Source organism: Hymenobacter cavernae (assembly GCF_014641455.1).
In the GTDB taxonomy this organism is placed as follows: domain Bacteria; phylum Bacteroidota; class Bacteroidia; order Cytophagales; family Hymenobacteraceae; genus Hymenobacter; species Hymenobacter cavernae.
The window spans coordinates 169,610-195,074 of the sequence record NZ_BMHT01000005.1; the positions used below are offsets into that span (position 1 = coordinate 169,610).

The 25,465-nt window shown below is 58.0% G+C and carries 18 protein-coding genes and 2 pseudogenes; 10 read left to right on the forward strand and 10 right to left on the reverse strand.

What is annotated here, in order from left to right:
* Positions 1 to 5: 5 nt before the first annotated feature.
* Together IEX74_RS14335 and IEX74_RS14340 are read right to left on the reverse strand one after the other, a co-directional pair.
* Positions 6 to 1,052 carry a UDP-glucose--hexose-1-phosphate uridylyltransferase gene (locus IEX74_RS14335; RefSeq protein ID WP_188814701.1) on the reverse strand — a complete coding sequence of 349 codons (1,047 nt, stop codon included), beginning with the start codon at positions 1,050 to 1,052 and terminating at the stop codon, positions 6 to 8.
* A gap of 112 nt (positions 1,053 to 1,164) precedes the next feature.
* A complete protein-coding gene (locus tag IEX74_RS14340; protein ID WP_188814702.1) occupies positions 1,165 to 2,337 on the reverse strand; it encodes a galactokinase in 1,173 nt (390 codons plus the stop codon).
* A 515-nt stretch (positions 2,338 to 2,852) separates the two neighbouring features.
* Between IEX74_RS14340 and IEX74_RS23265 the strand changes: the two are divergent.
* From IEX74_RS23265 to IEX74_RS14365, 4 genes and pseudogenes are all read left to right on the forward strand, one after another.
* A pseudogene (locus tag IEX74_RS23265) lies at positions 2,853 to 5,981 on the forward strand (SusC/RagA family TonB-linked outer membrane protein).
* A gap of 37 nt (positions 5,982 to 6,018) precedes the next feature.
* A complete protein-coding gene (locus tag IEX74_RS14355) occupies positions 6,019 to 7,608 on the forward strand; it encodes a RagB/SusD family nutrient uptake outer membrane protein (protein ID WP_188814704.1) in 1,590 nt (529 codons plus the stop codon).
* Positions 7,609 to 7,735: 127 nt separating this feature from the next.
* On the forward strand, positions 7,736 to 9,388 hold the full coding sequence (locus IEX74_RS14360; RefSeq protein WP_229755304.1) for a family 43 glycosylhydrolase: 1,653 nt from the start codon (positions 7,736 to 7,738) through the stop codon (positions 9,386 to 9,388).
* 216 nt (positions 9,389 to 9,604) lie between these two features.
* On the forward strand, positions 9,605 to 10,654 hold the full coding sequence (locus IEX74_RS14365; protein ID WP_188814705.1) for a methyltransferase domain-containing protein: 1,050 nt from the start codon (positions 9,605 to 9,607) through the stop codon (positions 10,652 to 10,654).
* Positions 10,655 to 10,769: 115 nt separating this feature from the next.
* Here IEX74_RS14365 and IEX74_RS14370 read toward each other — a convergent pair whose 3' ends face one another.
* Positions 10,770 to 11,048, reverse strand: a complete 279-nt coding sequence (locus IEX74_RS14370; RefSeq protein ID WP_188814706.1) for a YMGG-like glycine zipper-containing protein — start codon at positions 11,046 to 11,048, stop codon at positions 10,770 to 10,772.
* A gap of 185 nt (positions 11,049 to 11,233) precedes the next feature.
* Between IEX74_RS14370 and IEX74_RS14375 the strand changes: the two genes are divergently transcribed.
* The gene (locus IEX74_RS14375) at positions 11,234 to 11,959 is read left to right on the forward strand and encodes a DUF72 domain-containing protein (protein ID WP_188814707.1); all 726 of its coding nucleotides are present in this window, start codon (positions 11,234 to 11,236) and stop codon (positions 11,957 to 11,959) included.
* Between the two features lie 237 nt (positions 11,960 to 12,196).
* On the forward strand, positions 12,197 to 13,123 hold the full coding sequence (locus IEX74_RS14380; protein WP_188814708.1) for a glutamate--tRNA ligase family protein: 927 nt from the start codon (positions 12,197 to 12,199) through the stop codon (positions 13,121 to 13,123).
* A gap of 246 nt (positions 13,124 to 13,369) precedes the next feature.
* Here IEX74_RS14380 and IEX74_RS14385 read toward each other — a convergent pair whose 3' ends face one another.
* A complete protein-coding gene (locus IEX74_RS14385; RefSeq protein WP_188814709.1) occupies positions 13,370 to 14,251 on the reverse strand; it encodes a hypothetical protein in 882 nt (293 codons plus the stop codon).
* Between the two features lie 144 nt (positions 14,252 to 14,395).
* Here IEX74_RS14385 and IEX74_RS14390 point away from each other — a divergent pair, with 144 nt between their 5' ends.
* Positions 14,396 to 14,896, forward strand: coding sequence for a DUF4274 domain-containing protein (locus tag IEX74_RS14390; RefSeq protein WP_188814710.1), 501 nt, complete (start codon positions 14,396 to 14,398; stop codon positions 14,894 to 14,896).
* 108 nt (positions 14,897 to 15,004) lie between these two features.
* Here the strand turns inward: IEX74_RS14390 and IEX74_RS14395 are convergent.
* The 4 genes and pseudogenes from IEX74_RS14395 to nfi form a co-directional block, all read right to left on the reverse strand.
* Positions 15,005 to 15,324: pseudogene (locus IEX74_RS14395) on the reverse strand (transposase family protein); the annotation flags it as partial.
* A gap of 92 nt (positions 15,325 to 15,416) precedes the next feature.
* Positions 15,417 to 18,464 (reverse strand): T9SS type A sorting domain-containing protein, encoded by a 3,048-nt coding sequence (locus IEX74_RS14400; RefSeq protein WP_188814712.1) that lies wholly within the window; start codon positions 18,462 to 18,464, stop codon positions 15,417 to 15,419.
* Between the two features lie 399 nt (positions 18,465 to 18,863).
* The gene (locus tag IEX74_RS14405) at positions 18,864 to 19,070 is read right to left on the reverse strand and encodes a PID-CTERM protein-sorting domain-containing protein (RefSeq protein WP_188814713.1); all 207 of its coding nucleotides are present in this window, start codon (positions 19,068 to 19,070) and stop codon (positions 18,864 to 18,866) included.
* A 330-nt stretch (positions 19,071 to 19,400) separates the two neighbouring features.
* On the reverse strand, positions 19,401 to 20,084 hold the full coding sequence (nfi, locus tag IEX74_RS14410) for a deoxyribonuclease V (protein WP_188814714.1): 684 nt from the start codon (positions 20,082 to 20,084) through the stop codon (positions 19,401 to 19,403).
* A gap of 155 nt (positions 20,085 to 20,239) precedes the next feature.
* On the opposite strand from nfi, the gene IEX74_RS14415 reads away from it, so the two are divergent.
* A complete protein-coding gene (locus tag IEX74_RS14415) occupies positions 20,240 to 20,785 on the forward strand; it encodes a DUF1990 family protein (RefSeq protein WP_188814715.1) in 546 nt (181 codons plus the stop codon).
* Entirely contained in the window at positions 20,772 to 21,452 is a 681-nt protein-coding gene (locus tag IEX74_RS14420; protein WP_188814716.1) for a DUF1990 domain-containing protein, read from the forward strand. Before IEX74_RS14415 ends, IEX74_RS14420 begins: the two co-directional genes overlap by 14 nt.
* Positions 21,453 to 21,718: 266 nt before the next feature.
* On the opposite strand, the gene IEX74_RS14425 is transcribed toward IEX74_RS14420, so the two are convergent.
* Positions 21,719 to 22,816 carry a glycoside hydrolase 5 family protein gene (locus IEX74_RS14425; protein ID WP_188814717.1) on the reverse strand — a complete coding sequence of 366 codons (1,098 nt, stop codon included), beginning with the start codon at positions 22,814 to 22,816 and terminating at the stop codon, positions 21,719 to 21,721.
* Positions 22,817 to 22,933: 117 nt separating this feature from the next.
* On the reverse strand, positions 22,934 to 23,983 hold the full coding sequence (locus IEX74_RS14430) for a glycoside hydrolase family 43 protein (RefSeq protein ID WP_188814718.1): 1,050 nt from the start codon (positions 23,981 to 23,983) through the stop codon (positions 22,934 to 22,936).
* 281 nt (positions 23,984 to 24,264) lie between these two features.
* Here IEX74_RS14430 and IEX74_RS14435 point away from each other — a divergent pair, with 281 nt between their 5' ends.
* On the forward strand, positions 24,265 to 25,374 hold the full coding sequence (locus tag IEX74_RS14435; RefSeq protein ID WP_229755305.1) for a glycoside hydrolase family 43 protein: 1,110 nt from the start codon (positions 24,265 to 24,267) through the stop codon (positions 25,372 to 25,374).
* Positions 25,375 to 25,465 lie beyond the last annotated feature (91 nt).

Below are 25,465 nucleotides of genomic sequence, written 5' to 3' on the forward strand. Positions count from 1 at the left end.
TTAGCTTACCGACTCTTATAATGCACATCGGGCAGGCCGCGCAGGCGCTCGGCGGCGGCTTCCGGCGTGATGTCGCGCTGCGGATTAGCCAGCAGCTCGTAGCCGACCATGAACTTGCGCACCGTAGCCGAGCGCAGCAGCGGTGGCAGGAAGTGCATGTGCAAGTGCCACGACTCGTGCGCCTGCCCGTCGGTGGGGCGCTGGTGAATGCCGGCGGAATACGGGAAGGAGATTTCGAAGAGGTTGTCGTAGCGAATGGTGATCTGGCGCAGGATGCCGGCGAAGGCATCGCGCTCGGCATCAGTTAGTTGCTCGATGCTCGTAACATGGCGGCGCGGCACCAGCAGCGTTTCGAACGGCCACACGGCCCAGTACGGCACCAGCACTACAAAGTGCTCATTCTGAAGCACAACGCGGGTTTGCTCCTTCAGCTCAATTTCCAGGTAATCCGACAACAGGCTGCGGCCGTGCTCCTTGAAGTAGGCTTCCTGCTGCACGGTTTCCTTGGCGGGGTCGACGGGCACAGTGCGCTGCGCCCAGATCTGGCCGTGCGGGTGCGGGTTGCTGGCGCCCATCATCGAGCCTTTGTTCTCGAAAATCTGCACGTAGTTGATGTCGGGGCGGGCGCCGATTTCCTGGTATTGCTGCACCCACACGTCCACCACGCCGCGAATGGCCTTCACGTCCATTTCCGGAAGCGTCAGGTCGTGGCGCGGCGAAAAGCAGATGACGCGCGCCAGGCCCGATTCGGCCTCGGCGCGGAGCAGACCACCTAGGTTTACGGAGCCTTCCGGCGCGTCGGTTTGCAGCGCGGCGAAGTCGTTATCAAAAACGAACGTGCTGGTATACTGCGGGTTCACGATGCCGCCCACACGGGTGTTGCCGGGGCATAGATAGCACGTAGGGTCGTAAGCCGGTCGAACTTCCTGCTCGGGTTTTTCCTGTTGGCCTAGCCAGGGGCGCTTCGAGCGGTGCGGCGACACCAGAATCCACTCGCCCGTGAGCGGATTGTAGCGGCGGTGCGAGTGCTCGGTGGTATCGAAAGAAGACATGAGATGTGGTGAGATGGTGAAATGGTAGGTGGTGAGATGGTGAAATTGTGAGTGGTGAGATGGTGAAATTGTGAGTAAACAACAACGTCCTTACTCACTACTCACCGCCTCACTATTTCACCATCTCACCGGCCACCGCTTCTACGCCGCCGACAATAGTGGTTTTGTAGGTTTCGAGCGTGAGCTGGAGCTTATCCTGATACGCCTGAGTCATAGCTTCTACGAAGCTATCTACCTGATCGACGGCTACCAAGTTGATGGTGCAGCCCCCAAAACCACCGCCCATCATGCGGGCGCCAAAGACGCCGGGCAGTGCTTTGGCAGTGTCAACCAGCGTATCCAGCTCGCGGCAGCTCACTTCGTAATCGTCGCGCAGGCCGGCGTGCGAGCCGTACATATCCTGCCCGAACGCCCGCAAGTCGCCCTGCAACAAGTGGTTACAGGCCGATTCGACGCGCGCATTTTCCTCCACCACGTAGCGGCAGCGCCGATACACCACGTCACCTAGCTCGGTGCGGTGCGTTTCGACCTGCTCTCGCGTCACGTCGCGCAGCGTTTTAATGGAAAGATGCGGATAGTGCTTCTGCAAAATGGCCACGCCCTGCTCGCACTCTTCGCGGCGCGTGTTGTACTCGGAGCTAGCCAGGGCGTGCTTCACGCCCGAGTTGCAGAGCACGATATGACAGGCCTCGGTGCTGAAGGGAAAATACTCGTAGTCGAGCGAGCGGCAGTCGAGGCGCACCACGTTGCCGGGGCGGCCGAAGAGGCTGGCAAACTGATCCATCAGGCCGGAGCGGACGCCGGCGTATTCGTGCTCGGCTTGCTGGCCCATCTTGGCGAGGTCCATGCGGTTGATGTTGGTGCCGAGCAGCTCGTTTAGGGCAAAACCTAGCCCGCATTCCACCGCCGCCGACGACGACAGGCCTGCGCCAATGGGAATGTTGCCGCCGAACATGCAGTCGAAGCCAGGCACCTCAATGCCCAGTTTCTGGAACTGTGCTACTACACCTTTTAAGTAGTTGGCCCACTGCGTGTCATCTCGCTGGATGTTGGCTATTTCGGTCGTGTACGACTCATCCAGATCGTAGGAGTGCAGCCGGGCCGTAGTGCTGCCATTCAGGGCTACGGCGAAGTAAATTTCCTTGTCGATGGCCGCCGGCAGCACAAAGCCGCCGTTGTAATCCGTGTGTTCACCGATCAGATTAACTCGGCCTGGGGCACGCACCAGCAGCGGCTCGTGCCCAAAGTGGCGCTGGAACGCAGCAGCAATGGACTGTAGGGGCATAGGAAGGAGGTGGTAAGAAACACGTATACGAACTATACGAGGGGCAATGATAAAGTATTAAAATAACTTCCAAACAATGCCGTGTGCAATCGATTGCAAATCTGGTGGCTACTATTCCTTTACCCAGCACCTTAAATCCTATTTACCGGAACGCAACCAGCGCAGGAAGCCTGATGCCGCCTAAACCTGCCCACATGCTTGTTCGTTTAAAGGAGGTTGTCTGTTGCTATATTATAATTTATCAAACATAAAATTGCACTCAACCTCTTGATATTAGTCGCAATTACTGCTAAGATTACGGCAGCAAGTTGAATGAAAAAATTCGCTCCCGTTTCCTGACTACCCATTAGGACCGCCCTGCTCCGTCGCTATCCGACGACCACACCTCCCCTTCCGACCTAGCTCTGGTTTTCGATCTGGCTAACAGCTGGCCTTCCTAAACCAAAGATACCTGTGGTGCACGTGCAATCGATTGCACAGTTCAGCTATGCCTTTTCCCACTCAAATAATTATTTATGAAAAAGAATGTACCCAGGTTAGCGCGACTGGCGGTTCCGGTGGTGCTTTGTGGCCTGGCTGCCCAGTCGGCGGCGGCCGAAACGAACGAGCTTACTTGGCGAACCAGCGCCGCTAAGCTGCTTTACTTTCAAGCCGATAGCCCCGTCAGCGGGCGCGTGACCGATGAGAAAGGCGCAGGCCTGCCGGGCGTGAACGTGGTAGTGAGAGGTACCAGCAACGGCGGCCAAACCAACGCCGATGGCCGCTATACCCTCACGGCGCCCGCCAATGCTACGCTCGTGTTTTCCTTTGTGGGCTACACGGCGCAGGAAGTGGCGGTAAATGGGCGCGCAACCATCGATGTTTCGCTGGCGCCCGATACCAAAACCCTGAATGACGTGGTGGTGGTCGGCTACCTCACCCAGAACCGTCAGGAGGTAACGGGTTCGGTATCAACGGTTAGTGCTGCCGACGTGCGGCGGGCACCGGTGGCTACAGTGACGGAAAGCATCCAGGGTCGGGTACCGGGCGTGCAGGTCACCAACTCGGGGATTCCGGGGCAGGAGCCGGCCGTGAACATCCGGGGCGTGGGCTCGATTTCCAGCGGCGGCGGCCCGCTGTATGTCGTCGATGGCCTCTGGACGACCAGCATCCGCGACTTCAATCCGCAGGACGTGGAGAGCGTGCAGGTGCTGAAAGACGCTGCTTCGCTGGCCCCGTACGGCTCCAGCGGTGCTAACGGCGTGATTATCATCACGACGCGCCGCGGGAAGGCAGGAACGCCGGCCATCAACTTTACCGCCTCCGGCGGGGTGCAGAATATCCGCAAAACCTACGACCTGATGAACGCGCAGGAGTGGGCCGCTATTAATAACCTAGCCCACGACAACGGTGGCGTGGCCCGCCTGCCCTACGCCGACAGGCTGCCCGGCATCGACACCGACTGGCAGAAGGAGTTTATCAAGCAAGGCTCTATTCAGGACTACAACCTGAACTTTTCGGGTGGCAACAAGGGCGAAAACAGCTCCTCAAACTTCCTGATTGGCCTGGGTTATTTCAATCAGCAGGGCACCGTGGTGGGGCCGAAATTCGAGCGCTACAGCGTGCGCGTGAATTCGGGCTTTACCCGCGGGAGAATCCGGGTGGGCGAAAGCCTGCTGCTCACGCGCGCCAACCAAACCCGGCTGAACGGCACACCTTTCATCGACCTAGGTCGGATGCTGCCGGTGGTGCCGGTGTACGACCCCACGCACCCCGGCGGCTTTGGCTACGGCGACCTGAACGCGCAGACGTACGGCACCAACCCGATTGCTCAGCAAAAGCTGTTTACCACGCCTACTACCTCTAACCGCCTGCAAGGCAGCATCTTTGGCGAAGTCGACATCCTTAGCTTCCTACGCTACCGCCTCAACCTAGGTATCGAATACCTAGGTTACCACGACCGGGAACGGCGGCAGTACGGCTTCTGGCGCTACGGTGACCCCAATGTGCCTTCGTATTATGCCGAAAACCAGGGCAACAACTTGTTTGGACTGGCCTAGAATACGCTGACGTTTGACCAAAGCTTTGGTAATCATAACATAACGGCCGTGGCCGGCTACAGCGTGCAGCGCCAGCACAACGAGTTTACCCGCGGTCTGAACAATGGCTACGGCACCGGCCCGAACTACAACTGGCAGTTGAGCGCCGGCAGCACCTCGCCGCAGGTATCGGGCAATGACTACACCTGGACCAAGCAATCCTACTTCGGGCAGCTCACCTACGACTACAACCAGCGCTACCTGCTGACGGCCGCGATTCGCCGCGACGGCTCGTCGCGCTTCCCGACCAATGACCGCTGGGGCACGTTCTGGGCGACTTCCCTGGGGTGGCGCATCTCGCAGGAAGAGTTCTTTACCGGCCTCACTGACCGCATCAGCACCATGAAGCTGCGGGCCAGCTATGGGGCCTTGGGCAACGACTTTATCCGAGGCCCTTACGGCGGCTCTTACCGCTACCAGCCCACCATCAATCCCAACGTAAACTACCCGCTTGGCCCCGATCAAAACCTAGCTAACGGCCAAATTCAGACGCAGTTGCCGAGCGCCAATATTGCCTGGGAAGACCGCCGCACTATCAATGGCGGCGTAGATTTCGGCTTCCTGCAGGACCGCATTACTTTGTCGGCCGAGTACTACGTTTCGCAGACGCGCAATGCTCTGATTGACCCGGAAATTGCGCTGGTGCTCGGTAGCGCGGGCCTGCCCTACCAACGCCTAGGACAGCTGGAAAACCGGGGCTTCGAGCTGTCGTTGGGCTACAACGAAACGGAAAAGCCTTTCAAGTACAGCATCACCGGCAACCTGACCACGCTGCGCAACGAGGTGACGCGTCTGCGCGACGCCAGCGGCCAGCCGGTGTCGTTCCTGACGTATTCCAACAACTTTGAGGTAACCCGCACCGAGGAGAACTACGAAATCGGCTCGTTCTACCTGTATCAGTTCGACGGCATTTTTCAGCAGGGCGACAACATTGCGAGCAGCGCCCAGCCCACGGCCCAGCCCGGCGATGTGCGCTACAAAGATCTGAACGGCGACGGGCTCATCAATGAAAGCGACCGGGCGCACGTCGGGCGGGTCTACCCCAAGCTTCAGTACGGCCTGAACCTGACTGCCGGCTATGGCAACTTCGACCTGGCCGCTTTCTTCCAGGGTGTGACGGGCAACGACGTTCTGAACGCGACGCGATGGTGGCTCGACCGCATGGATGAGAACACCAACTACCGCCGCGACCTGAACCCCTGGACGCCGCAAAACCCTTCGGGGACGACTCCTAGGCCGGTTTTCGCGGGTGCTTCGGCGGGCAACAACTCACGGCTGAACTCGACGCGCTTTCTGGAAAGCGGCGCCTACCTGCGCCTGCGCAACCTCCAGCTGGGCTACAACATTCCGAAAGAAGCGCTGGCCTGGGCCAATGGCCTAGGTAGCGTGCGCGTGACGCTGACCGGGCAAAACGTTTTTACCATCACGCGCTACAAAGGATACGACCCTGAAACCGTGGGCTCCGGTACGCTCAACGAACGTAGCAATACGCTGATGCGCGGGGTAGACGAAGGCAGCTACCCGAACATTCGCACGTTCACGCTTGGCTTGCAAGTGGGCTTCTAGCTGGTCAGCCACTCACCCTCATTCTTCCCGACTTCCTATGAAACGCTATACCCTTCGGCTGGCCTTGCTGGCGGCCGGCCTGGCTCTTACCACAGCTTGCGAAAAGAACCTGCTGGATCAGCCTAACCCGAATGAAACCCTTACCGGCAACTACTGGCTCACCAGCACCGACGCCCTGACCGGCGTGAATACGACTTATGGCGGCTTGCAGCAGCTAGGTGCCTACAAGCGCTGGCTCAGCTTCGCCTACGACCTGCGCGACGACGAAGGCTTCAGCAACAGCCCGTGGAGCGAGCTGGCCAACTTCACCAAGTTCATCCAGACCAACTACAACTTTGAGCCTTCTCGGGACATCTGGCGCGACCATTACCGCACGATCTGGCGGGCCAATCAGGTGCTGGCCAACGTGCCGAACATCACCATGACCGATGCGCAGCTCAAGCAGCGAATACTGGCCGAAGCCTACTTCATCCGGGCGCTCTGCTACTTCAACCTAGCTTCGCTGTATGGCCGGGTGCCGCTGGCGCTTCAGCCCTCCGACCTGAACGTGACCCCGCCCCAGGCCACCGACGAAGCCCAGGTTTGGACCCAGATTTATGCGGATCTGCAAGCTGCCATCGGCACGGATGCGGCACCTAATCTGCCGGTTTCCTACACCGGCTCCGACCTAGGTCGCGTCACGCTGGGAGCGGCCCGGGCACTGCTCGGCAAAGCCTACATGCAAAACCGCCGTTGGACCGATGCCTCGGCGCAGTTTCAGCGCGTGATTGGCTCCGGCGTGTATTCGCTGACGGCCAACTATCGGGATAATTTTCGCCATACCTCAGAAAACAACTCGGAATCTATCTTCGAAGTGCAGTTTTCCGACCTCAAACTAGCTGGTAATAACGGAGATATAGCAGAGGACGCCAACACCTCCGAGGGTAACAACCGGCCGCAGTTCTTTGGTCCGCCCGGCGAAGGATTGGGCTACACCGACGCGGAAGTGCGCCCCTGGGTCGTGACGGAGTTTTTGCAGGAACCCACCACCACCGGCGCCCGCGACCCGCGCCTGGCGGCTACCGTGTTTTACAACCGTCAGCAGTTTACCACCGCCCTGCCCGTCGATGCCGACACGCTGGTATACGGCACCGGTTTTCTGACGCGCTACAAGCGCGGCACTGCCAACAGCCAGCGCGTGTACTGGCGTAAGTATCAGACGGATTACTACCGCCCTTCCGAAAACTTCGACTCGCCCATTAATCACCGCGTGATTCGCTACGCCGATGTGCTGCTGTTGCAAGCCGAAGCCCTGAACGAGCAAGGCCAGACTGCCACCGCGGTTCCGCTCATCAACCAGGTGCGCACGCGGGCGGGGCTCGCGCCGCTGGTGGCTGGCAACTTCACTCAGGAGACTCTGCGCACGCAACTTATGCACGAGCGCGTTACGGAGTTCACTGGCGAAGGCCTGCGCTGGTTTGATCTGCGGCGGTGGGGTCTGCTGGATAACCAAGCTACTCTAAACCAGCTGAGCGCCCACGACCCCGACTTCACCAACTTCGTCGTAGCCCAAAACAAGTCGCGCTTGCTGCCCCTGGTACAACAGGATGTTGACCTAGCTAGGTTGCAGCAGAACCCAGGTTGGTAAGCGTCTCCAGAACGTCATTCCGACCAGCGGGAGGAATGACGTTCTATGCTTTTAAACCTAGCTTTCAAAAAACCTCATCTTTACCGCGCCCCTCACGTTCCTTTTCGTCCAACCTCACCCTAGCTCCGTGCGCATCACCTCTGCTGAACTGAAACGTGGCCTCACCCTACTCACGCTATCCGCGGCCGTGCTAACTGCCTGCCAACGAACGCCGAAAGTCGAAAAAGCCGTGGCCAACACACCTACTGCCACCGACCCCGTACCGGCGGGCACGCCGCCCCCGGCCACCCCGCCCACTGATGCTTCCGTGGCCATCGTCAACCCGGTGCTGCCCGGCGACTTCCCCGACCCTTCCGTCACGACGGCCAACAACACTTACTGGGCCACCGCTACCACCTCCAACTGGGGCCCGATCTTCCCGCTGCTTACCTCTAAGAACCTGAACGAATGGAAGCTGGTCGGGCACGTATTCGACCAGCCGCCCGCCTGGGCCGATTACTACTTCTGGGCACCCGAAATCAGCCAGGAAGGCAAGAAGACGTACATTTATTACACGGCTCACAAGAAAGGCAAAGACCAACCGCTGTGCGTCGGCATAGCCAGCGCCGATAATCCCGCCGGCCCCTACACCGACCTAGGTCCGCTGGTGGGGCAACCCGACGGCTCCATCGACGGCTTCCCGATGCGTGACGAGAAAGGGCAGCTCTACCTGGTTTGGAAGGAAGACGGCAACAGCCAAGGCCGCCCCACGCCCATCTGGGCACAGCGCCTCAACGACGCGCACACGGCCCTGATCGGTGAGCAAAAAGAGCTATTTCGCAACGATGTCAAGTGGGAAGGCAACCTCGTGGAGGGCGTGGCAATGGAGCGCCACGGCGAATATTATTACGCTTTTTACGCGGGCAATGGCTGCTGCGGCGGCACCTGCACCTACGCGCTGGGCGTGGCCCGCTCGCGCAATCTGCTAGGTCCGTGGGAGAAATACAGCCGCAACCCGGTGCTGGTAAACAGCGAGCTGTGGAAGTGCCCCGGCCACGGCACCGTGGTGCAGCGCAACGACCATTGGTACCTGTTGCACCACGCCTACAGCGCCAGCAGCGGCGAATACGTGGGCCGGCAAGGCATCCTGAGCGAATTCAGCTGGGGCGACGATGGCTGGCCCGTGTTCAGTGCGGGCCGCACCCCGGGCGTGGCCCTGAAGCAAGCCACCCCGCCCGACGTGAAAGACGATTTCACGGGCAAAACCCTCGACCTAGGTTGGCAGTGGCCCATCGAAGAAAAGCCCAAAGCCGACGTGCAAGGCGGTAAGCTGCGCCTGGCCGCCAGCCCTGGCCATAGCGGCGCCTTGCTGGGACACCCCACCTACACGGCCGCCTACACCGCCACGACAACGCTCGAAACCAACACTTTACCCGTGGGCACCATTGCCGGCCTCGTTGCCATCGGCGACCCCGACAACACCCTGGCCCTGACCGCCAGCCACAACCAGCTCCAACTGTGGCAGCGCGAAAAAGGCAAGCAGAAAAGCCTCGGGGAAATGCCCCTGCCGGCCACTGCCAAAACCGTGATGCTGCGCATGCAAGTCACCGGCGGCCACCAGTTTCGCTTCGACTGGAGCGAGGACGGTAAGACGTGGCAAACCCTCCCCAACGCCAGCGCCCCCATCAACGGCAGCTACCTGCCGCCCTGGGACCGGGGCATACGTGTGGGCGTGGTCGCCCGCGGCAAGGCCGGCGCCACGGCGAGCTTTGAGCGGTTTGAGTTGGCTAGTCAGCTGTAAGAACGTCATTCCGACGAAAGGAGGAATCTCGCGTGCAGTGGTAACTTCAATCGGCAAAAAGTTACTACCAAAACCTCAGCACGCGAGATTCCTCCTTTCGTCGGAATGACGTTCTGACAAAGCACGCGAGTTGCTTAGACCAACTCCGCATAATTCATAAACCCTAAAAGCACCTAGCTTGGTTATACCACCACGAACCAGCCCGCACGCTACACAATGGAACAACAGATTCAGGAGCAAGTACAGGATTACTACGGCACGCAGCTAGCTTCCAGCCAAGACCTGAAAACCAATGCCTGCTGCACGGAAGATATTCCGGCGGCGCACAAGAAGATTCTGGCTTCGCTCGAAAGCGAGGTGCTGGAAAAGTATTACGGCTGCGGCGTGTGCGTACCCGCTGCGGTGGAAGGCTGCACCGTGCTCGACCTAGGTTCGGGCAGCGGGCGCGATGCGTTTCTGCTGTCGAAGCTGGTGGGGGAAGAAGGTCGCGTGATTGGCGTGGACATGACCGACGAGCAGCTTGCCGTGGCCCGGCGTCACGTTCAGACGCACACCGAGCGCTTTGGCTACGCGCAGCCGAACGTGGAATTTCGCAAAGGCTACATCGAAGACCTAGGTAGCGCCGGCATTGCCGATAACAGCGTGGACCTGGTAGTGAGCAATTGCGTGCTCAACCTCAGCACCGACAAAGCCGCCACGTACCGCGAGATTTTCCGGGTGCTGAAACCCGGCGGCGAGCTGTACATCTCCGACGTGTTTGCCGACCGCCGCGTGCCCGAAGCCTTGCGCCAGGACCCGGTGCTGTACGGCGAATGCCTGAGCGGCGCGCTCTACACCGAAGATTTCCGGCGCTTGCTGCTGAACCTTGGTATCCGTGATTATCGCCTCACCGAGCAGCGTCAGCTTACGATCAACAATGAGGAAATCGAGCGTAAAGTGGGCAACATCAAGTTCTACTCCCTCACGATTCGCGCCTTCAAACTCGATCTGGAAGACCAGTGCGAAGACTTCGGCCAGGTGGCCACCTACCTAGGTTCCGCGCCCGACGAGCCCCACGGTTTCCGCCTCGACGACCACCATTATTTCGAAACCGGCCGGCCCGTGCTCGTGTGCGGCAACACCGCCGACATGCTCACGCGCACGCGCTACGGCCAGTATTTCCGCGTCGATGGCAATAAGGAGCGGCACTTCGGCTTGTTTGCCTGCGGCGCCCCGGCGGGTAGCGCAACTTCGTCAACGGAAGCAGTCAGCTCCTGCGGCTGCTGACGCCTGCTGGTTCGACGCCTGGGCGTCGAACCAGCAGGCGTCAGCAGACTTCTCTTTAAACAGAAAAGCCTGCGGCGCATGCCGCAGGCTTTTCTGTTTGGCGTCAGAAGCTAGCTTACTTCTTGGCGTAGTTCTTATAGCGTACCGGGTCGGTTTTCTTGTCTTTTTTACGGCCAATCAACCCACCACCAACGGCGCCTGCGGCCGCACCAATAACGGCACCTTTGCCACCGCCGATTACGGCACCCGTCACGGCACCTGCACCGCCACCAATGGCAGCACCTTTGGCTTTCTTACTCCAGCCTTTTTTCGGTTCGGTTTGAGCCTGGGCGAAATTACTGCTTAGCATTACGAACGCCAACAGCATGACTACGAATACTTTGAAGACTTTCATGACGTTTGATCTTTAGCGTTGATTACTCACTGAAGAGTAATAGGGGAATTTCTAAAGGATTAAACGCGGTGCAATTTATCTTGGTTACGTTACATTATTGAAATTTTCAGCTCAACCATAAAGCATAGTCTTTATGAGGCAATTAGCCGTACAATCTGCTTCACAAAAGGCCTCACAGACGCGCTATGCAGACTTGGTTTATTGGGTGTTCCGGCTATCATTATCGGCATTGGAAGGAGCGGTTTTACCCGCACGGCTTGCCGCAGCGTCGGTGGTTTGAGTACTACAGTCAGCACTTCGATACGCTGGAGCTGAACGTGACTTTCTACCGCTTTCCGCAGGTGTCTTTTTTGCAGAACTGGTACGCGCAAAGTCCGGATAGCTTCCGCTTTTCGGTGAAGGCACCTAGGTTGATTACGCACTACAAGCAGTTTCACGAGGTGCAGCAGCAGCTCAGTGATTTTTACCAGACTATTCAGCTGGGGCTTCAGGAAAAGCTAGGTGCCGTCCTGTTTCAGCTGCCGCCCAAGATGGCGTACACGCCCGAGCGCCTCCAGCGCATCGTCGCCAGCCTCGACCTAGCCTATGCTAATGTGCTAGAGCCGCGCCACGCGAGCTGGTGGCAGCCAGAGGTTTACGCGGAGCTAGCCCAACATAACATCAGCTTCTGCGGCATGAGTCATCCCGACCTGCCCCGCGACGTAGTAGCCAACACTGATGTGCTGTATTACCGCCTGCACGGGGTGCCGGAGTTGTATAAATCGCCTTACTCCGTGGAGGAGCTGCGGCAGCTCGTGCAGCAGCTAAAAGCCGCCGAGCACGTGCGCGAGGTTTACATCTACTTCAACAATGACATTGATGCTTCGGCCATCCTAAATGCCAAGCAGTTGCAGGAGCTTCACCGGGAATAAAAGGGTTGCCGCAACCCGAGGACCAGCAAGCGAACAACAGAACGTCATTCCGACGAGAAGAGGAATGGCGTTCTGGCAAAGTGCGCGATATGCTTCGGCCAGGAAAGCGCTATTGCTTGCAGAACCGGGCGTAGCCAATGCCTTTCCCGGAAGTAATCAAGCCATTGTCGAGCGTCTTCATAGTTGAATAAATTGAAAAATACGCCGCAAACCTTGCTGCCGTATCTTGCTCTGCTGATGCTACTTCATCCTGTTTCTAGTACAACTGCTATCCGCGGACGCTTGGCCCCGACGCCCAGCGGCTACCTGCACCTGGGCAATGCCGTCAATTTCGTGCTTACCTGGCTGCTGGTGCGCCGGGCCGGCGGCACGCTGCACCTGCGCATCGACGACCTCGACCGCACCCGCCTGCGCCCGGCTTATCTGGCCAATATCTTTCAGACCCTGGAGTGGCTAGGTCTCGACTACGATACCGGTCCGCGCAACCCCGCCGATTTTGAGCAGCACTACTCGCAGCTTCATTACCTGGCTGATTATCAACAGATCCTGAAAAAGCTCCGGCAGCAACCGGGTCTGCTTTACGCCTGCACCTGCTCCCGCACCGATATTCTGGCCGTAGCACCCGATGGCCGCTACCCTGGCACCTGCCGCCACCGCCACATCCCGCTCGATACGCCCGGCGCCGCGTGGCGCATTCGCCTACCTGATGATCTGGTGGTGACCTTCACGGATGGCTGGCAAGGAACTATGGTTATAAACCTAGGTCGGGATATGGGCGACTTTGTGGTGCGCAAAAAGGACGGCTATCCGGCCTATCAAATCGGCTCCGTGGCCGACGACCTGCGGCTAGGTACCACGCTCATCGTGCGCGGTGCCGATCTGCTGCCCAGCACCGCCGCCCAGCTCTGGCTTGCCCAACAGCTCCCCGAAACAGCTGGCTTTACGGCCGCGCGCATTCAGTTTCTGCACCACCCGCTGCTGCCCGGCCCCGATGGGCAGAAGCTTTCCAAATCGCAGCAGCAACCCTTGGAGCGCGGCGTGCAGGCGCAGGCGCAGGGGCCGCAGGTGGTGTTCAGGGCCGTGGCGCTGCTGCTTGGGTTGCCTACCGAAGCTAGCTTATCGTTGGAGCAGTTGCGGCAAGGCTGCGTGGAAAGTCACTGGTAGAACGTCATTCCGAGCAGCGCGAGGAATCTGGCCTGCTTCGTCGGAACGTTATTGATAGAACATCATGAATAGAACGTCATGCAGAGCGTAGCGAACCATCTCGCGTGCTGACGTTGTGATGTAAACCCTGCCAATTGAAGTTACCATTGCACGCGAGATTCCTCGCAAGGCTCGGAATGATGTTCTATCAATAACGTTCTAACGAAGCACGCCAGATCTCTCGCGCTGCCCGGAATGACAAATCCGCTACCGCTTCGGATCAATAAACTCAACCTGCCGGGGCGGGAAGGCTTTATTGACCAGGTTGTTCAACCGATTCTGCGTGTTACGAACCTTCTTTTTAATGGGCAGCTGCTGATAATCGAAGGCGCTTAGTGCAGCCAGATCGGCTTCCAGCGTGCGGTTTTTCAGGTGCGATTCGAGTAGAAAAGCGCTAATGGCGCCGTTCCATTCGGTTTTCGTGCTCCAATAATGCCCAATGTGCGGGCGAGCTTCCTCCAACGTATAAGTTTCCTCCAGCGCCACCGACAGCGCAAACTGCTCGATGAGGCGCGGCGTTACCTGCTGGGCGCACAAGTCGTCGCAGATGCGCAGGGCCAGCGCAATGGCTTCCAAATTCCGTTGCGCGGGAATCCCGACCACGCCCGCGTTCCACATACCTAGCTTTTCCTGCATAGCTACGCCCCCGAACGTCTGGCCCTTCACTTGCTGCCACATACGGCGCTCCGTTTTGCTGGGCAGGCTGCTCAGAGCCCCTTCGGCTTCGTGCATGAACGCCGTGCCGGTCGCCAGTGCCTGCGCGAGCTGCGGCAACGAACCATGCAGAAATGTATCGGTATCCAGATACAGAAGGGCCGCCTGTGGGTGTCGCTGCGCCGCGTATTCCAGTGCCTTGATCTTGGCCCGCCAGAAAAATCTGTATTCGCCCTGCCATTCCAGCAGCGTATCGGCCGCTATAACTTCCGTTGTTACCAGCGGACCTAGGTGCTGATAAAACTCCGGCGCATCCGTCACGATTGTAATAGCTGTCAATAAATTCTCCTTCTGCCGCAGAAAGGACAGGATGGAAAAATTCGCTTGGAAATGGTTTTGTATGTTATTCCCAAATACCAGATAGAGGAGCTGCATGGCGGAAAGTGGATGCGTGATTTTGGCTAGAGTACTTAATTGACGTTTCTAGTTAGCATAGTTTTATTTATAACACTATGTGGCATCTACATTGTACGAGTAGACTTTATACCTGATTTACTCACAAAACCATTGCTCTACAAGATGCCTTTCTTATCCGATGAAAAGAAGGAGTTCATTCAGTCCAGAATTGTTGAGGCTTATGAATTCTTCTCTGAGGAAGAGTTAATGAGCGAAGATGGAGACGAGAAGATTACTCAACTTCAATTACAAAACCTTCAGGTATTGACTTCTCCTGAGGAACTACATTTCCTACTTAATCAGTGGAATTGGGACGAAGGCACACACATTCCTTATCGACTTCTAGCGCATCCAGCCTGTGATCATGGCACGGCTTTGATGGTTTATTGGCTCATGGACCCTGCTTATTACGCTACCTATGCTTCTGCTTCTCAGGTACCAGACTATCAGCAGGAGGACTTCATCGTCTTTAAAAAGTTAGAGGATCGGCTTCTCAATAATGATTTCAACACTTCCAGGATCAAGTTTGTACCTTCTGCTTTTGCCGGTTGGGAGAGTCAAGAAGACCCAAAAATTCCAGCTGCGCTTAAACTCGCCTCACCAGGGAAAGAATGGGAGGAATAAACCAGAAAATTAAAAAAAGCACTTAATAACAAAAGGGCCGACTACAAGTCCTAGTCGGCCCTTTTTAGGAAAGGCGCAATGCGTTATATAATTAACCCAAGTTGCGGATTAAGCGCCTAGCTCGGCGAGGGTGTGGGTGAAGACAAAAAGCAGGAGTTTGAGGGCAAACCCTTGTGCCGTGACAGCGTGAATGGACTTGGGAAGCGCGCCGTGAGTTGGCTGATAGTGGTTTCGACGCCTTTGCGAAAGCACTGAATCAGAAAGCTTTGCCAGGGCTCGTGCGGCCGTTTGCTGTTGGTCCTGCGGTCGGCAGCGAGCGTGACCTGCTCGGCCTCACGCCACGCATCTTCCAGGGCGTAATCGGTGTAGGCGGCGTCGGCGTACAACACACTCCCTTAGGGCAACTGCGGCCCTAGGGCTTGCAAGCCAGCGTGAGCCGCCGAGGGTAAGTGCCCTGACAATGCACAAGCCGATTTATGGGCCTGTTATGCTCTCCCACCCAAAACACGCATCCTTGGCGCTACTGTTTGCTAAAGCGGTAGACCTGGGAGTACCCGGCATCAAACTGCACCCGCAGCAGGTAGACCCCTGATGCCAGGGTTTGCACATTCAGGCTTGCGGTTGTGCCGGCAATGTAGGTCGTTTGCAGCCGCTGACCGCTAGTCGAGTAGATGGTGCAATGCGCGCCCCGGATCGGCAACTGAAGCGCAAGCACCGTCGAGGTGGGGTTAGGCGCTAGTTGTACTTGGGCGGCTGCTGGCGCAAATTCCAGGGTGCGTGTCGGCGTATACTGGGTTGTCCCATCTCCATCCACCTGGCGGAGACGGTAGTATATTACCCTTTGCGGTTGCTGCCCTACACCTAGGTCCGTAAACTGGTACGTGTAGCCGCTCGTGGTATTGCCCTTGCCTGCTACTTTTCCTAGGCTGTAGAAGGTCGTGCCATCGACGCTGCGCTCCACCACAAAGTAGGCATTATTCACTTCCGTGGCGGTTGTCCACGTCAGGGCTGCATCGCTCCCAGTCGCCACGACTACAAAGCGGACCAGCGTAACGGGCAGCGGGCCGACTACGGGCACGCTAAAGGTCGCCACCGAACTCTCTAGTCCTTGGTTATCGGTGGCCGTATACGTGAAGGACGTCGCGCCAATGGTGCTGGGACGATACGTCAGCAAGTTCGCCTGATTAGCCAGGATCTGAGTGCCCGCCGCTGCCAGCGCCCCATTGAAATACAGCGTGCCCGTGCTGGGCAACGTCTTGACGGTGAAGCCTGCCACTGTGCCATCTGGGTCCGTGCCACTCATAGCTGAGATAGACGTACTCCCCGCATTCACCGGCACCGAAGCAGTGGTTTTCGAATCAGCCACCGGGGCCTTGTTCGTGCCACTGATTACCCCTGTCCCCACGGGAATCGTATAGGTTGCTGCGGCACTAACCCCGCTTTGATCATCAGTTGCCGTATACTGGAAGCTAGCTTGTCCATTATAGCCGGCCGCTGGATCGAACAATAATTGTCCGGCCCGCGCAAAAGTGATAGTCGTAGAACCTGCCACGACGGCTACCGTGCTGGTCCCGTTGTTGTAGTACAGCACGCCGGCGGCGGTGGCCGGTAGCGCCGTAACGGTGAAGGAGACGAGGACCCCATCCGAATCGGTGCCACTCAAAGGGCTGAGTGCCGTTTGCGCATTCGTATTCGGAATGCCGCCGCCGCTCATGTTGAGCGTGTTGGCAACCTGGTTCGCTACGGGCGGGGCATTGACCGGAATGGTCAGCGTGGCGTTACCGTCACTGACTTTGCCGGCATTATCCGTGGCCGTGTAACCTAGGATGGCTTGCCCGGAAAAGCCAGCAGCGGGGTCAAAGGATAAGTTGCTTCGGCTGGCATACGGAATGCGCAGCCCTACTTGTACCGGAATTACGTTGGTGCCATTGTCGAAGTAGAGTGCCCCAGCAGCGACGGCCGGCAACGCGACAATCGTAAATGTGGTAATGGTGCCGTTCAGCGTGGTTGTGGTGGCGGCCAGAGAAACGCTCAGGTTCGTGCGGCCGGCCGTATTCTGCAACACGGTATTCGTTAGGTCCGTTGCCACGGGCGGGTTGGTTGGAGCAACGGTTATCAGATTAGAAGCTTCAGACGTGCCTTTCGCGCTCAGCCAGGCAGTCCCGGCGAGCAAGTTGCCGGCCGCCAGATTGCTCACAGTAAGCGAACCGGAGAAGCTGCCCGTGGCACCCACGGTCAGGGAACCTAGGTAGTTTTGCAACTCACCATGCGGCACGCTTTGCCCATCTCCGCTAATCACCGCCCCGTTGTTATTGCCGTCGTTGATTGCTTCAAACAGCTCGACCGTAGCCCCGGCGAAGGTGGCCTGATTGGCGGCGGTTCCAACGTAACCAGCAACCCGCAGCGTGTTGCCGTCCAATTGGGCCGTGGTGAAAATAGGATAATCAATGCCCCCGTTCGGCGAGCTGGCCGTGACAGAGGTGTTGTTGTTTCGGTTAGCCGTTACCCCATCCCCATTGCCATACATCGTCGCTCCGCTACCGGGAATAGCGGTGCTGTTATCCGTTAAATCCAGGCTGAGTAGACCATTGCTGAAAATCTGGTTTTGCGTAATACGCACGGCTTTCTGCCCATAGCCAACCACAATGCCCGAAGCTTCCGAATTCTGAATAACGTTCTTGCGGATTATGTCGGGGTTGCTCCCAACTCGGGTACCGTTGCGCTGCAAATAGCAAATGGCGGAGCCTTCCAGCGAGCTGATGTTCGTGCCGCCACCTAGGCCGCAGGAGAGCAGGGTGTTGTTTTCAATGGTAGTAATGCCCGTCGCGCCGATTTCCAGCTGCACCCCGCTGGAGTTGGGCGCCGTAATCAGGTTGCCGCTGATGGTGACGGGACCAGAAGTAACAGCCGTAGAGCTGCCCAGGGTAATTGCATCGCCGCCGCTGACATTGTACCCGTTCTGGTTGAATTGACAACCGGACACCGTAATCGGCGTGGTTCCCCCATTGATGATATACAGCCCCGAGCTACCATTGAAGCCAATCAGCGAGTTGGCGATGGTTCCCCCGCCGGCACCGTTGGCAATACTAATGGCGTACGTACCACACTGCGTTCCGTCATTAGGATAGCTATAGGAGAGGGCCGTGCTGCCAATGATACACTCCCTAATGGAAAAGCCCGTCGCCCCACTGTTAATTAGAATACCGGCACTGCTGCCCCCGTGAATAGCTAGGTTCTTCACGGTACAGCCGCTTGCCTGCAAAGTGAGCAGCGTGGTAAGCCCGGTGGTATTGCCCAGGCTAAGCTCCACTTCGGGTCTGGCTACTGGCACAATGGCCAGGCCATCTACTCCCACGGACGTTGTGGTACCTAGGGTACCGGTGTTGGTGTCGCCTACGTTGGTGGTCTGCGTGGCGCCATCTATAGTAACGTTAGCGGCTGTAATGGCCGGCAGATTGGAGGCTAAAACGATCAACGCGCGGTTGCTGGCAAATGAACCACTCAGGGAACCACTGGCAATGTTAAAAGCAATGGTATGAGGGCCGGCACCGGCAGCATTCGCGTCCAAGATGGCTTGCCGTAAAGACCCCGCGCCAGTATCACTGGTGGTAGTTACGGTGAAGGTAGCTGCGTGTGTACTGGAAGTAAAAATGAGAAATAAGCTAACAAGAAGTAATAGCTTCTGCATAAAACAAACTGGCCTGATGTAGAAAATCCAGCTAGTTTATGCAAAGATGATTCCCACAATAGGTTGATTTTCTAGATTATGGAATGCAAATAGTGTACTCTGGCAAGGAAATACGACGGCTGGGAAAGCCAAGTACCTAAAAATCGGCAAACTACTACCACCGCGGATGTGCTGCTGGCCATGCAAGTGAATCACTTGAGCAAGCAGCACGAGCACGTCCATAAAGCACGTAGGGGCCGATGCTGATGCATCGGCCCCTACGTGGATAGCGTGTGCCGCTTAGGCGCGGCGACGGCGCAGTTTGCGCAGGCCGTAGGCGGCACCACTGGCTAGCAGCAACGAGGCGCCGCCATCTAGGGGCACAGCCGTGGGCTCGGCCGGAGCACCGGGGGTGGGACCACCCGAGCCCGGACCCTGCGCCGGCTGGCTCGTAAGCGCGAGCACCAGCAGGGCACTCGCCAGGGAGTAGGAGAAGAACTGTTTCATAGGGTACCTGTCGTTTTCGATGGAGTACCAGCACCAACTCAAGTGCAGCTGGGGCCGCAGGTGCGCATGTTTGAGGCCGTGCAGCAGGTATGGCGCCTTGCACACGCTGCTAGTTGATCGACCACCATACAAGCGCATCAGCACGCTTCGGCACAAGCAAAAACGGCCTGCCTAGCCTGAACCTGCTCGTAACCACGCTGGCTGCCCGCAGCACCTGCGCCATGGTTCTCGGCACAAGCATAGATCCTTTTACTCCCCTCTTTTCTTGCTATGCAACTCCATTTACAACGCATAAGTGAACACAGGAGCACACTAAACACAGCCAGCGAGCTATTTCCTCAGCTCCTTCTTGAACTCTTCCGCCCAATAGTCAGCCAGGCGGGTGGGCTCGGGGAGCTTGTAGCCGCGCAGGCAGGCCAGGGTGAGGCGCGTGGCCGTAGCCTGGTCGCACAGGTGGCCGGGGCTGACGAACAGCGGATTGACTTTGTCTTTGCTGCGCAGCACTTCCCCTAGCAGCTCGCCGCTGCGGTCGGTGAGGGGCGTGAGGCTGCCGCGCGTGATAGCCGGCTCGGTGTAGTTGCCGGTGAGCTTTTGCTTGGCAACGCCGAAGGTCGGGCGGTCGAGCAGCACACCTAGGTGCGCGGCAATGCCCATGCGGCGCGGGTGCGCGATGCCGTGCCCATCCACCATAATGATGTCGGGCTTCTGGGTGAGCTTTTCGTAGGTCTGGAGCAGGTTGGGGGCTTCGCGAAAAGCCAGAAAACCCGGCACATACGGCACCGTGACGGGCGCCGCGTTCCACACTTTCTCGACCAGCTCCAACGAGGGAAACCGCAGCAGCACAAACACCGACAGGATGGTATCGGGCGTCGGGAACGATGAATCGCAGCCGGCAATAAAGCTAGGTTCCTGGGGCAAAGGCAACAGGCGCACGCGCGTACGCATGGCTTCCTGCTCCTGGGTGAGCTCGCGCACAACCACCGGATCGGCAGGCGGATGATAGGGACGGTACATGTGGTGAGTGGTGAGTGGTGAGGTGGTGAGTATGCCTAGTAGACGTATACCTATCCTTTCATGCAAAATGTTCGTTCTCTCTTTGCCTGGACCACCTCACCACTCACCACTCACCACCTCACCACTCACCACTCACCACCTCACCACCTCACCTTATGAACGAACCCGAACAGCCCGCCGATACCGGCGCCGGCCCCTTATTTGAGCGGCGCTACGCCATTGATATTGCCCGTCCTCGGCAGTCGGCTAAGCAACTGATGGAAGCCATCCGGTGCAACATCGAGCAGTTTTCCCCCGACCTACTGGCCGAGTTTGAAAAGGTGAAAGGCCACCCGCACCAGCTGGAAGTAGGCGACGAATTCAAGATCAAAATTCTGGGCCCCTGGAACGGCGGCGTGCGCGTAACCGAGGTCGGCGAAACGTTCTTTGAGTTTATCACGCTTGAAGGCCACCCCGAGGCCGGGCGCATCCGGTTTTCGGCTGGGTCGCACCCCGATAAGCCGGGCGTGCTGCACTTCGAAATTCACTCCTGGGCCAGCTCCCGCGACGGACTCGTGGCGTTCCTCTACGACACCGTGGGGGCAGGGCAGCGCGTGCAGGAACAGACGTGGCGCACGTTCTGTGAGCGGGTCGCCGAAGCCAGCGGCGGCCAGGCCTTGGGTCCGGTCAGCATTGAAACCGCGAAGCATGAACAGCCCTAAGAACCCCTCCCCGACCGCTGTACCCAGCCCGCCCGCGCTGTGGCAACAGCAGCAGGCGCGCCTGGCCACCTACGCCAAGGCCAACTACAACTTCGACCTCGACCATATCAGCGAGTATAACGCTGCTAACGGCTGGCGCATTGATGATTATGAAACCACACTGCCCACCGAAGCGCCTGGTCCGCCCGCGCCGCATGGCTCGTGGCAGGCGGCCCAACAGGTGCTGCGCAACTACACGTTTCCGCCGCCCGGCCTTATCACCGGCATCTTCGCCCCCGACGCGCCCCTGGAAAACCGCACGATGATCCTGCGGGGTCAGTTCCTGGTTTTTACGTTCTGGTTTGGGGTGCGCATCGGCAAGGTCACGGATGAAACCCGCGACACGCCCGCCGGCCCCGAGCAGGTGTGGGGCTACAGCTACAGCACGCTGGAAGGGCACTTCGAGCGCGGCCGCATCGAATTCACTATTCACAAGCAGCTCACGACGGGGCAGGTCACGTTTCGCATTCATGCCGTGTCGCAGGTCGGGCGCATCCGCAACCCGTTCTACTGGCTGGGCTTCAAGTTATTTGGCCGCATGCTACAGCGACGTTTCGCCCGCGAGTCGCTGCGGCGGATGCAGGACCAGGTAGCGGCGGCGCTACGGGAACCAGCGGCCGCAGGTTAGCTTTTGGTTGGTTGCAAACCTAGGTTGTAGCCCAAGAACGTCATGCTTCATCTGGCGGCCACTTGTCGAAGCATCTCGCGTGCAGTGGTAGTACGATGTAGAGACGCAACATTTTGCGTCTCCTCGTTGCTGACGTTGTTGACCTAGGCTGTTCCAGGGAAGTCGTTCAACGAGAAGACGCAAAATGTTGCGTCTCTACATCGTGCTGACACTGCACGCCAGATGCTTTGCCGCTGCTCGGAATGACGTTCTGATAAAGCTAGCTTCTACGGCCTAGGTGCGTCGTTTAGCCGTTTAATCAAATCCGTTTCATCGCGCCGATAAGGCGTGCCATCCTGGCGGAACACTTCGTGAAACCACTCAATTGGCTCGCTGCCGTCGGGCAGGGGCGTTTCCCAAGCATACTTGGTGTTGGTTTTGCCTTCCACTAGGCCCCAATTAATAGCCCCCACGTTTTCCCGCTTCAACATAGGCAGAATGGTGGCAAAGCGGCTATTACGCGGGCGGGCCATGTACTCGGTGCAGATTAGCGGGCGTCCCGATACTTTCAGCAGCTGAATGACGCGCTGGTGCCAGGCCGGCTCGTCGTAGTTGTGGTAGGTGATAATGTCGGAGTTAACGACTTGCAGGGCGTTGAGCTTTTCAAAATCCCAGGCCCATAAGCCGATGCTCACCGGCTGGTCGATAGTCACGGCCCGCGCCCACCGAAACACGTTGCGCACCAGCGGAATCGACGACTCACGCTTCTCGTTGTTGCCGGGCTCATTGTATAAATCCCACAGCAGCACGCGCTTATCGTGGCCGAATTGGGTGAGCACATCCTTCACGTAGGTTTCGAGAATGGGAAACTGCGTGGAATCGCGCGAGGCGGGGTCGCCGGGGTCCTGCACCCAGCCCGAGTTGTGGATGCCGAGCTTGGGCGCGGGCTGCTCCCCTACTTTCGGCGACTTATTCCAGCAGTCATCGAAGAACACAAAGATGGTCTGGATGTGGTGCTTATCGGCAATGCGCAGGTACTGCTCCAGGCGCTGCTTGAAGCCCTGCTGATCCTGCTGCCAGGCCAGGTGGTGCAGAAAAACGCGCATGGTATTAAAGCCAATTCCTTCGGCCCAACCTAGCTCCTTGTCAATGGTTTGCGGGTCGAAGGTGCTGGCTTGCCACATTTCCAACTGGTTGATGGCCGTGCTGGGGATAAAGTTGGCGCCCGTCATCCACTTGTGCTGCTTATACCAGTCATTGGCCTTTTGCAACGACCAAACGGCGGCCGGCGCGGCTTTTGGCTTTGCTTTGCGGCTTTGTGCCTCGCTGATCGTAGGTGCCAGCAACAGCAGCCACGCAAAAAGGAATAGTTGTTTTAGACGCATGGGCGGGAGGTGGTGAGATGGTGAGATGGTGAGGTGGTGAGGTGGTGAGGTGGTGAGGGGTGACATGATGAAGGGTGGACAAGACAACACTATATATTTCCTCACCATCTCACCATCTCACCTTTCCCCCGAAGGGCGCGGCAGGCGCGTTTGGGTTGAAACGGGCTTGCCGAAGTTGGGGGTACCGTCGGGGTTCCAGGTGAAGGGTTGGGCGCGTGGCGAGCGAAGCGAGCCGCAGCCCTGGTCGCGTTGGCTGTTGGCGTGGTACAAAATCCAGTCTTCCTTGCCGTCCGGCGATTTAAAGAAGGAATTATGACCGGGCGCAAAGACTTCATTCTCCGGCGACTGCCTAAACACTGGCTCCGGCGACTTCCGCCAGGAGCTAGGTTTCAGCAAGTTGCTGTTCGCGTTGGCCGTGAGCATACCTAAGGCGTAAGAATCAGTCCAGCAAGCACTTGCCGAGTAAATCAGAAACAGCTTGTTGCCGTGCCCCAGCACCTCCGGGCCTTCGTTCACATCGACGTGCGGCGGATCGTTCTTGGGGTCCAGGTCGCCGTCCCGCTCCCAAGGGTAGGTTGGTGTCGAGAGTCGCACACGGGGTCCTTTGATGGTCCACGGGTTTTTCAGCCGGGCAATGTAGATATCCTGCTTCCCGTTTAAGTCGCCTTCCCACCCCGACCATACAAGGTAAAGCTTGTTTTTGTGCTTGAATACCGAGCCATCAATAGCCCATTTATCCTCCACGCCGCTCAGCTTGCCCTTCATCTCCCAGGTTCCTTGCAGCGGGTCGGGCGACGGATTTTCCAGCACCCACAGGCGGTGGTTGCTATTGTTACCGTCGTCGGCCGCGAAGTAGAGGTACCACTTGCCACCCAGAAAGTGCAGCTCCGGCGCCCACACATCATGCGAGTTAGGCCCGGCGGCCGGGGCCGTCCAGACGACGCGGGAAGGCGCGTTTTTCAGCTGATCGATGCTGGTCGTTTTCCACAGCGTGATGTTTTTGCCGGTGGTGTGGGTGTAGTAATAATACCCGTCTTTGTAGATGCTCCACGGATCGGCCCCAACCGGCAGCAGCGGATTGGTAAAGGTGTCAACTTGCTGACCGTAGCCGGGCAAGCTCAGCAGCAACGCGCTTAGCAGAAGAAGCCGAAAGAACGGTTCGCGCATAGGAATCAGGAGTAAAAGCAAAGCCTGGCTCTTTACTACAATCAAAGCACCTAGCTTCGCCCAGAACAACAAAGACTTAGCTCATCTTGGAAAGCACCTAGCTTTTGGGAAGAGGTGCAAGCTAAAAGCTAGCTTTCGCTCCCGCAAACGATTGCATAATATAGCAGAACAAGGCCGTTGTTCTTCGCGGAAGTTTGCAGTTTAACAAACGAAACCTAGGTATTTCCGCGACTAAAATCCATTCTACAAAGTATACATCCTCACCACCCTAGCCTACTCCGATGTCCGATCTTGCTTCCTCCACTCCTTCGCCATCGCGCCGAACGTTCGTCAAACAAGCCGCGGCCAGCCTGGGTCTGCTGCCTTTTCTGCCCCAAATAACCACTGGTATGCTGCCGCTTGGTCGTGCTACGTACACGAATCCAGTCTACGCGGGTCTTTTCCCCGATCCGTTTGTACTTCAGCATCAAGGCGTTTACTACGCGTTTGGCACTACGGGGAATTTACGTGCTAAGGATGGCCGCATCTTCACGCTGCTCACGTCCAAAGACCTTGTGCACTGGAAGCCAATTGGTGGCGCGCTCACGCCGCCCAAGGGCGCGGAAGATGCGGAATTCTGGGCGCCGGAAGTGGTGCACCACAAGGGCACGTTCTACATGTACTATTCGCGGGGCGGCGGGGCCATTGGGGCGAGCGTGGGGCACCGCCTGCACGTAGCAACCAGCCAGAAACCAGAAGGGCCCTACCAAGAGCAAGGGCTGCTGGACGTGCCGGAAAGCAAGTTTACCATCGATGCACACCCGTTTCAGGATACTGATGGCCAATGGTATCTGTTCTACGCCCGCGACTTCATCGACTCCGATAATGGCTACTTTCCCGGCACCGGCCTGGCCGTCGATCGGCTCATAAATATGACGAAGCTGGCCGGCGAAAGCCGCACCGTGATGCGAGCCAAACATGCCTGGACGATCTTTGAGGCCAACCGCACTATGCCGCTTTATGGTAATAAGACCTTCGCGCAGTGGCACACGCTGGAAGGCCCGTTTGTGCGCAAGCACGCCGGCAAGTATTACTGCTTCTACAGCGGCGCCAACTTCCTGACGCCGCGCTACGGCGTCGATTACTGCGTCGCCGATTCCATCCTAGGTCCGTACTCCGATATTGGCGCTGAAAACGGAGCGCGGGTACTGTACGCGGTACCCGACCACGTGCGCGGCCCAGGGCACCACTCTCATGTGATGGCGCCGGATGGCAAAACCGAATACCTCGTGTATCACGCCTGGAATGCCGGCATGAAGGAGCGCCAGCTTTGCATCGACAAGCTAGCCTGGACGGCTCAAGGCCCGCGTTGCGAAGGCCCGACGTACACGCCGCAGCCGATGCCTAGCTAGGCTTAGAAGCAATCAACCCTCAGAAGAACGTCATTCCGACGAGAGGAAGAATCTCGCGTGCTGATGTTGTGGTGCTAATACCAGCCGATTG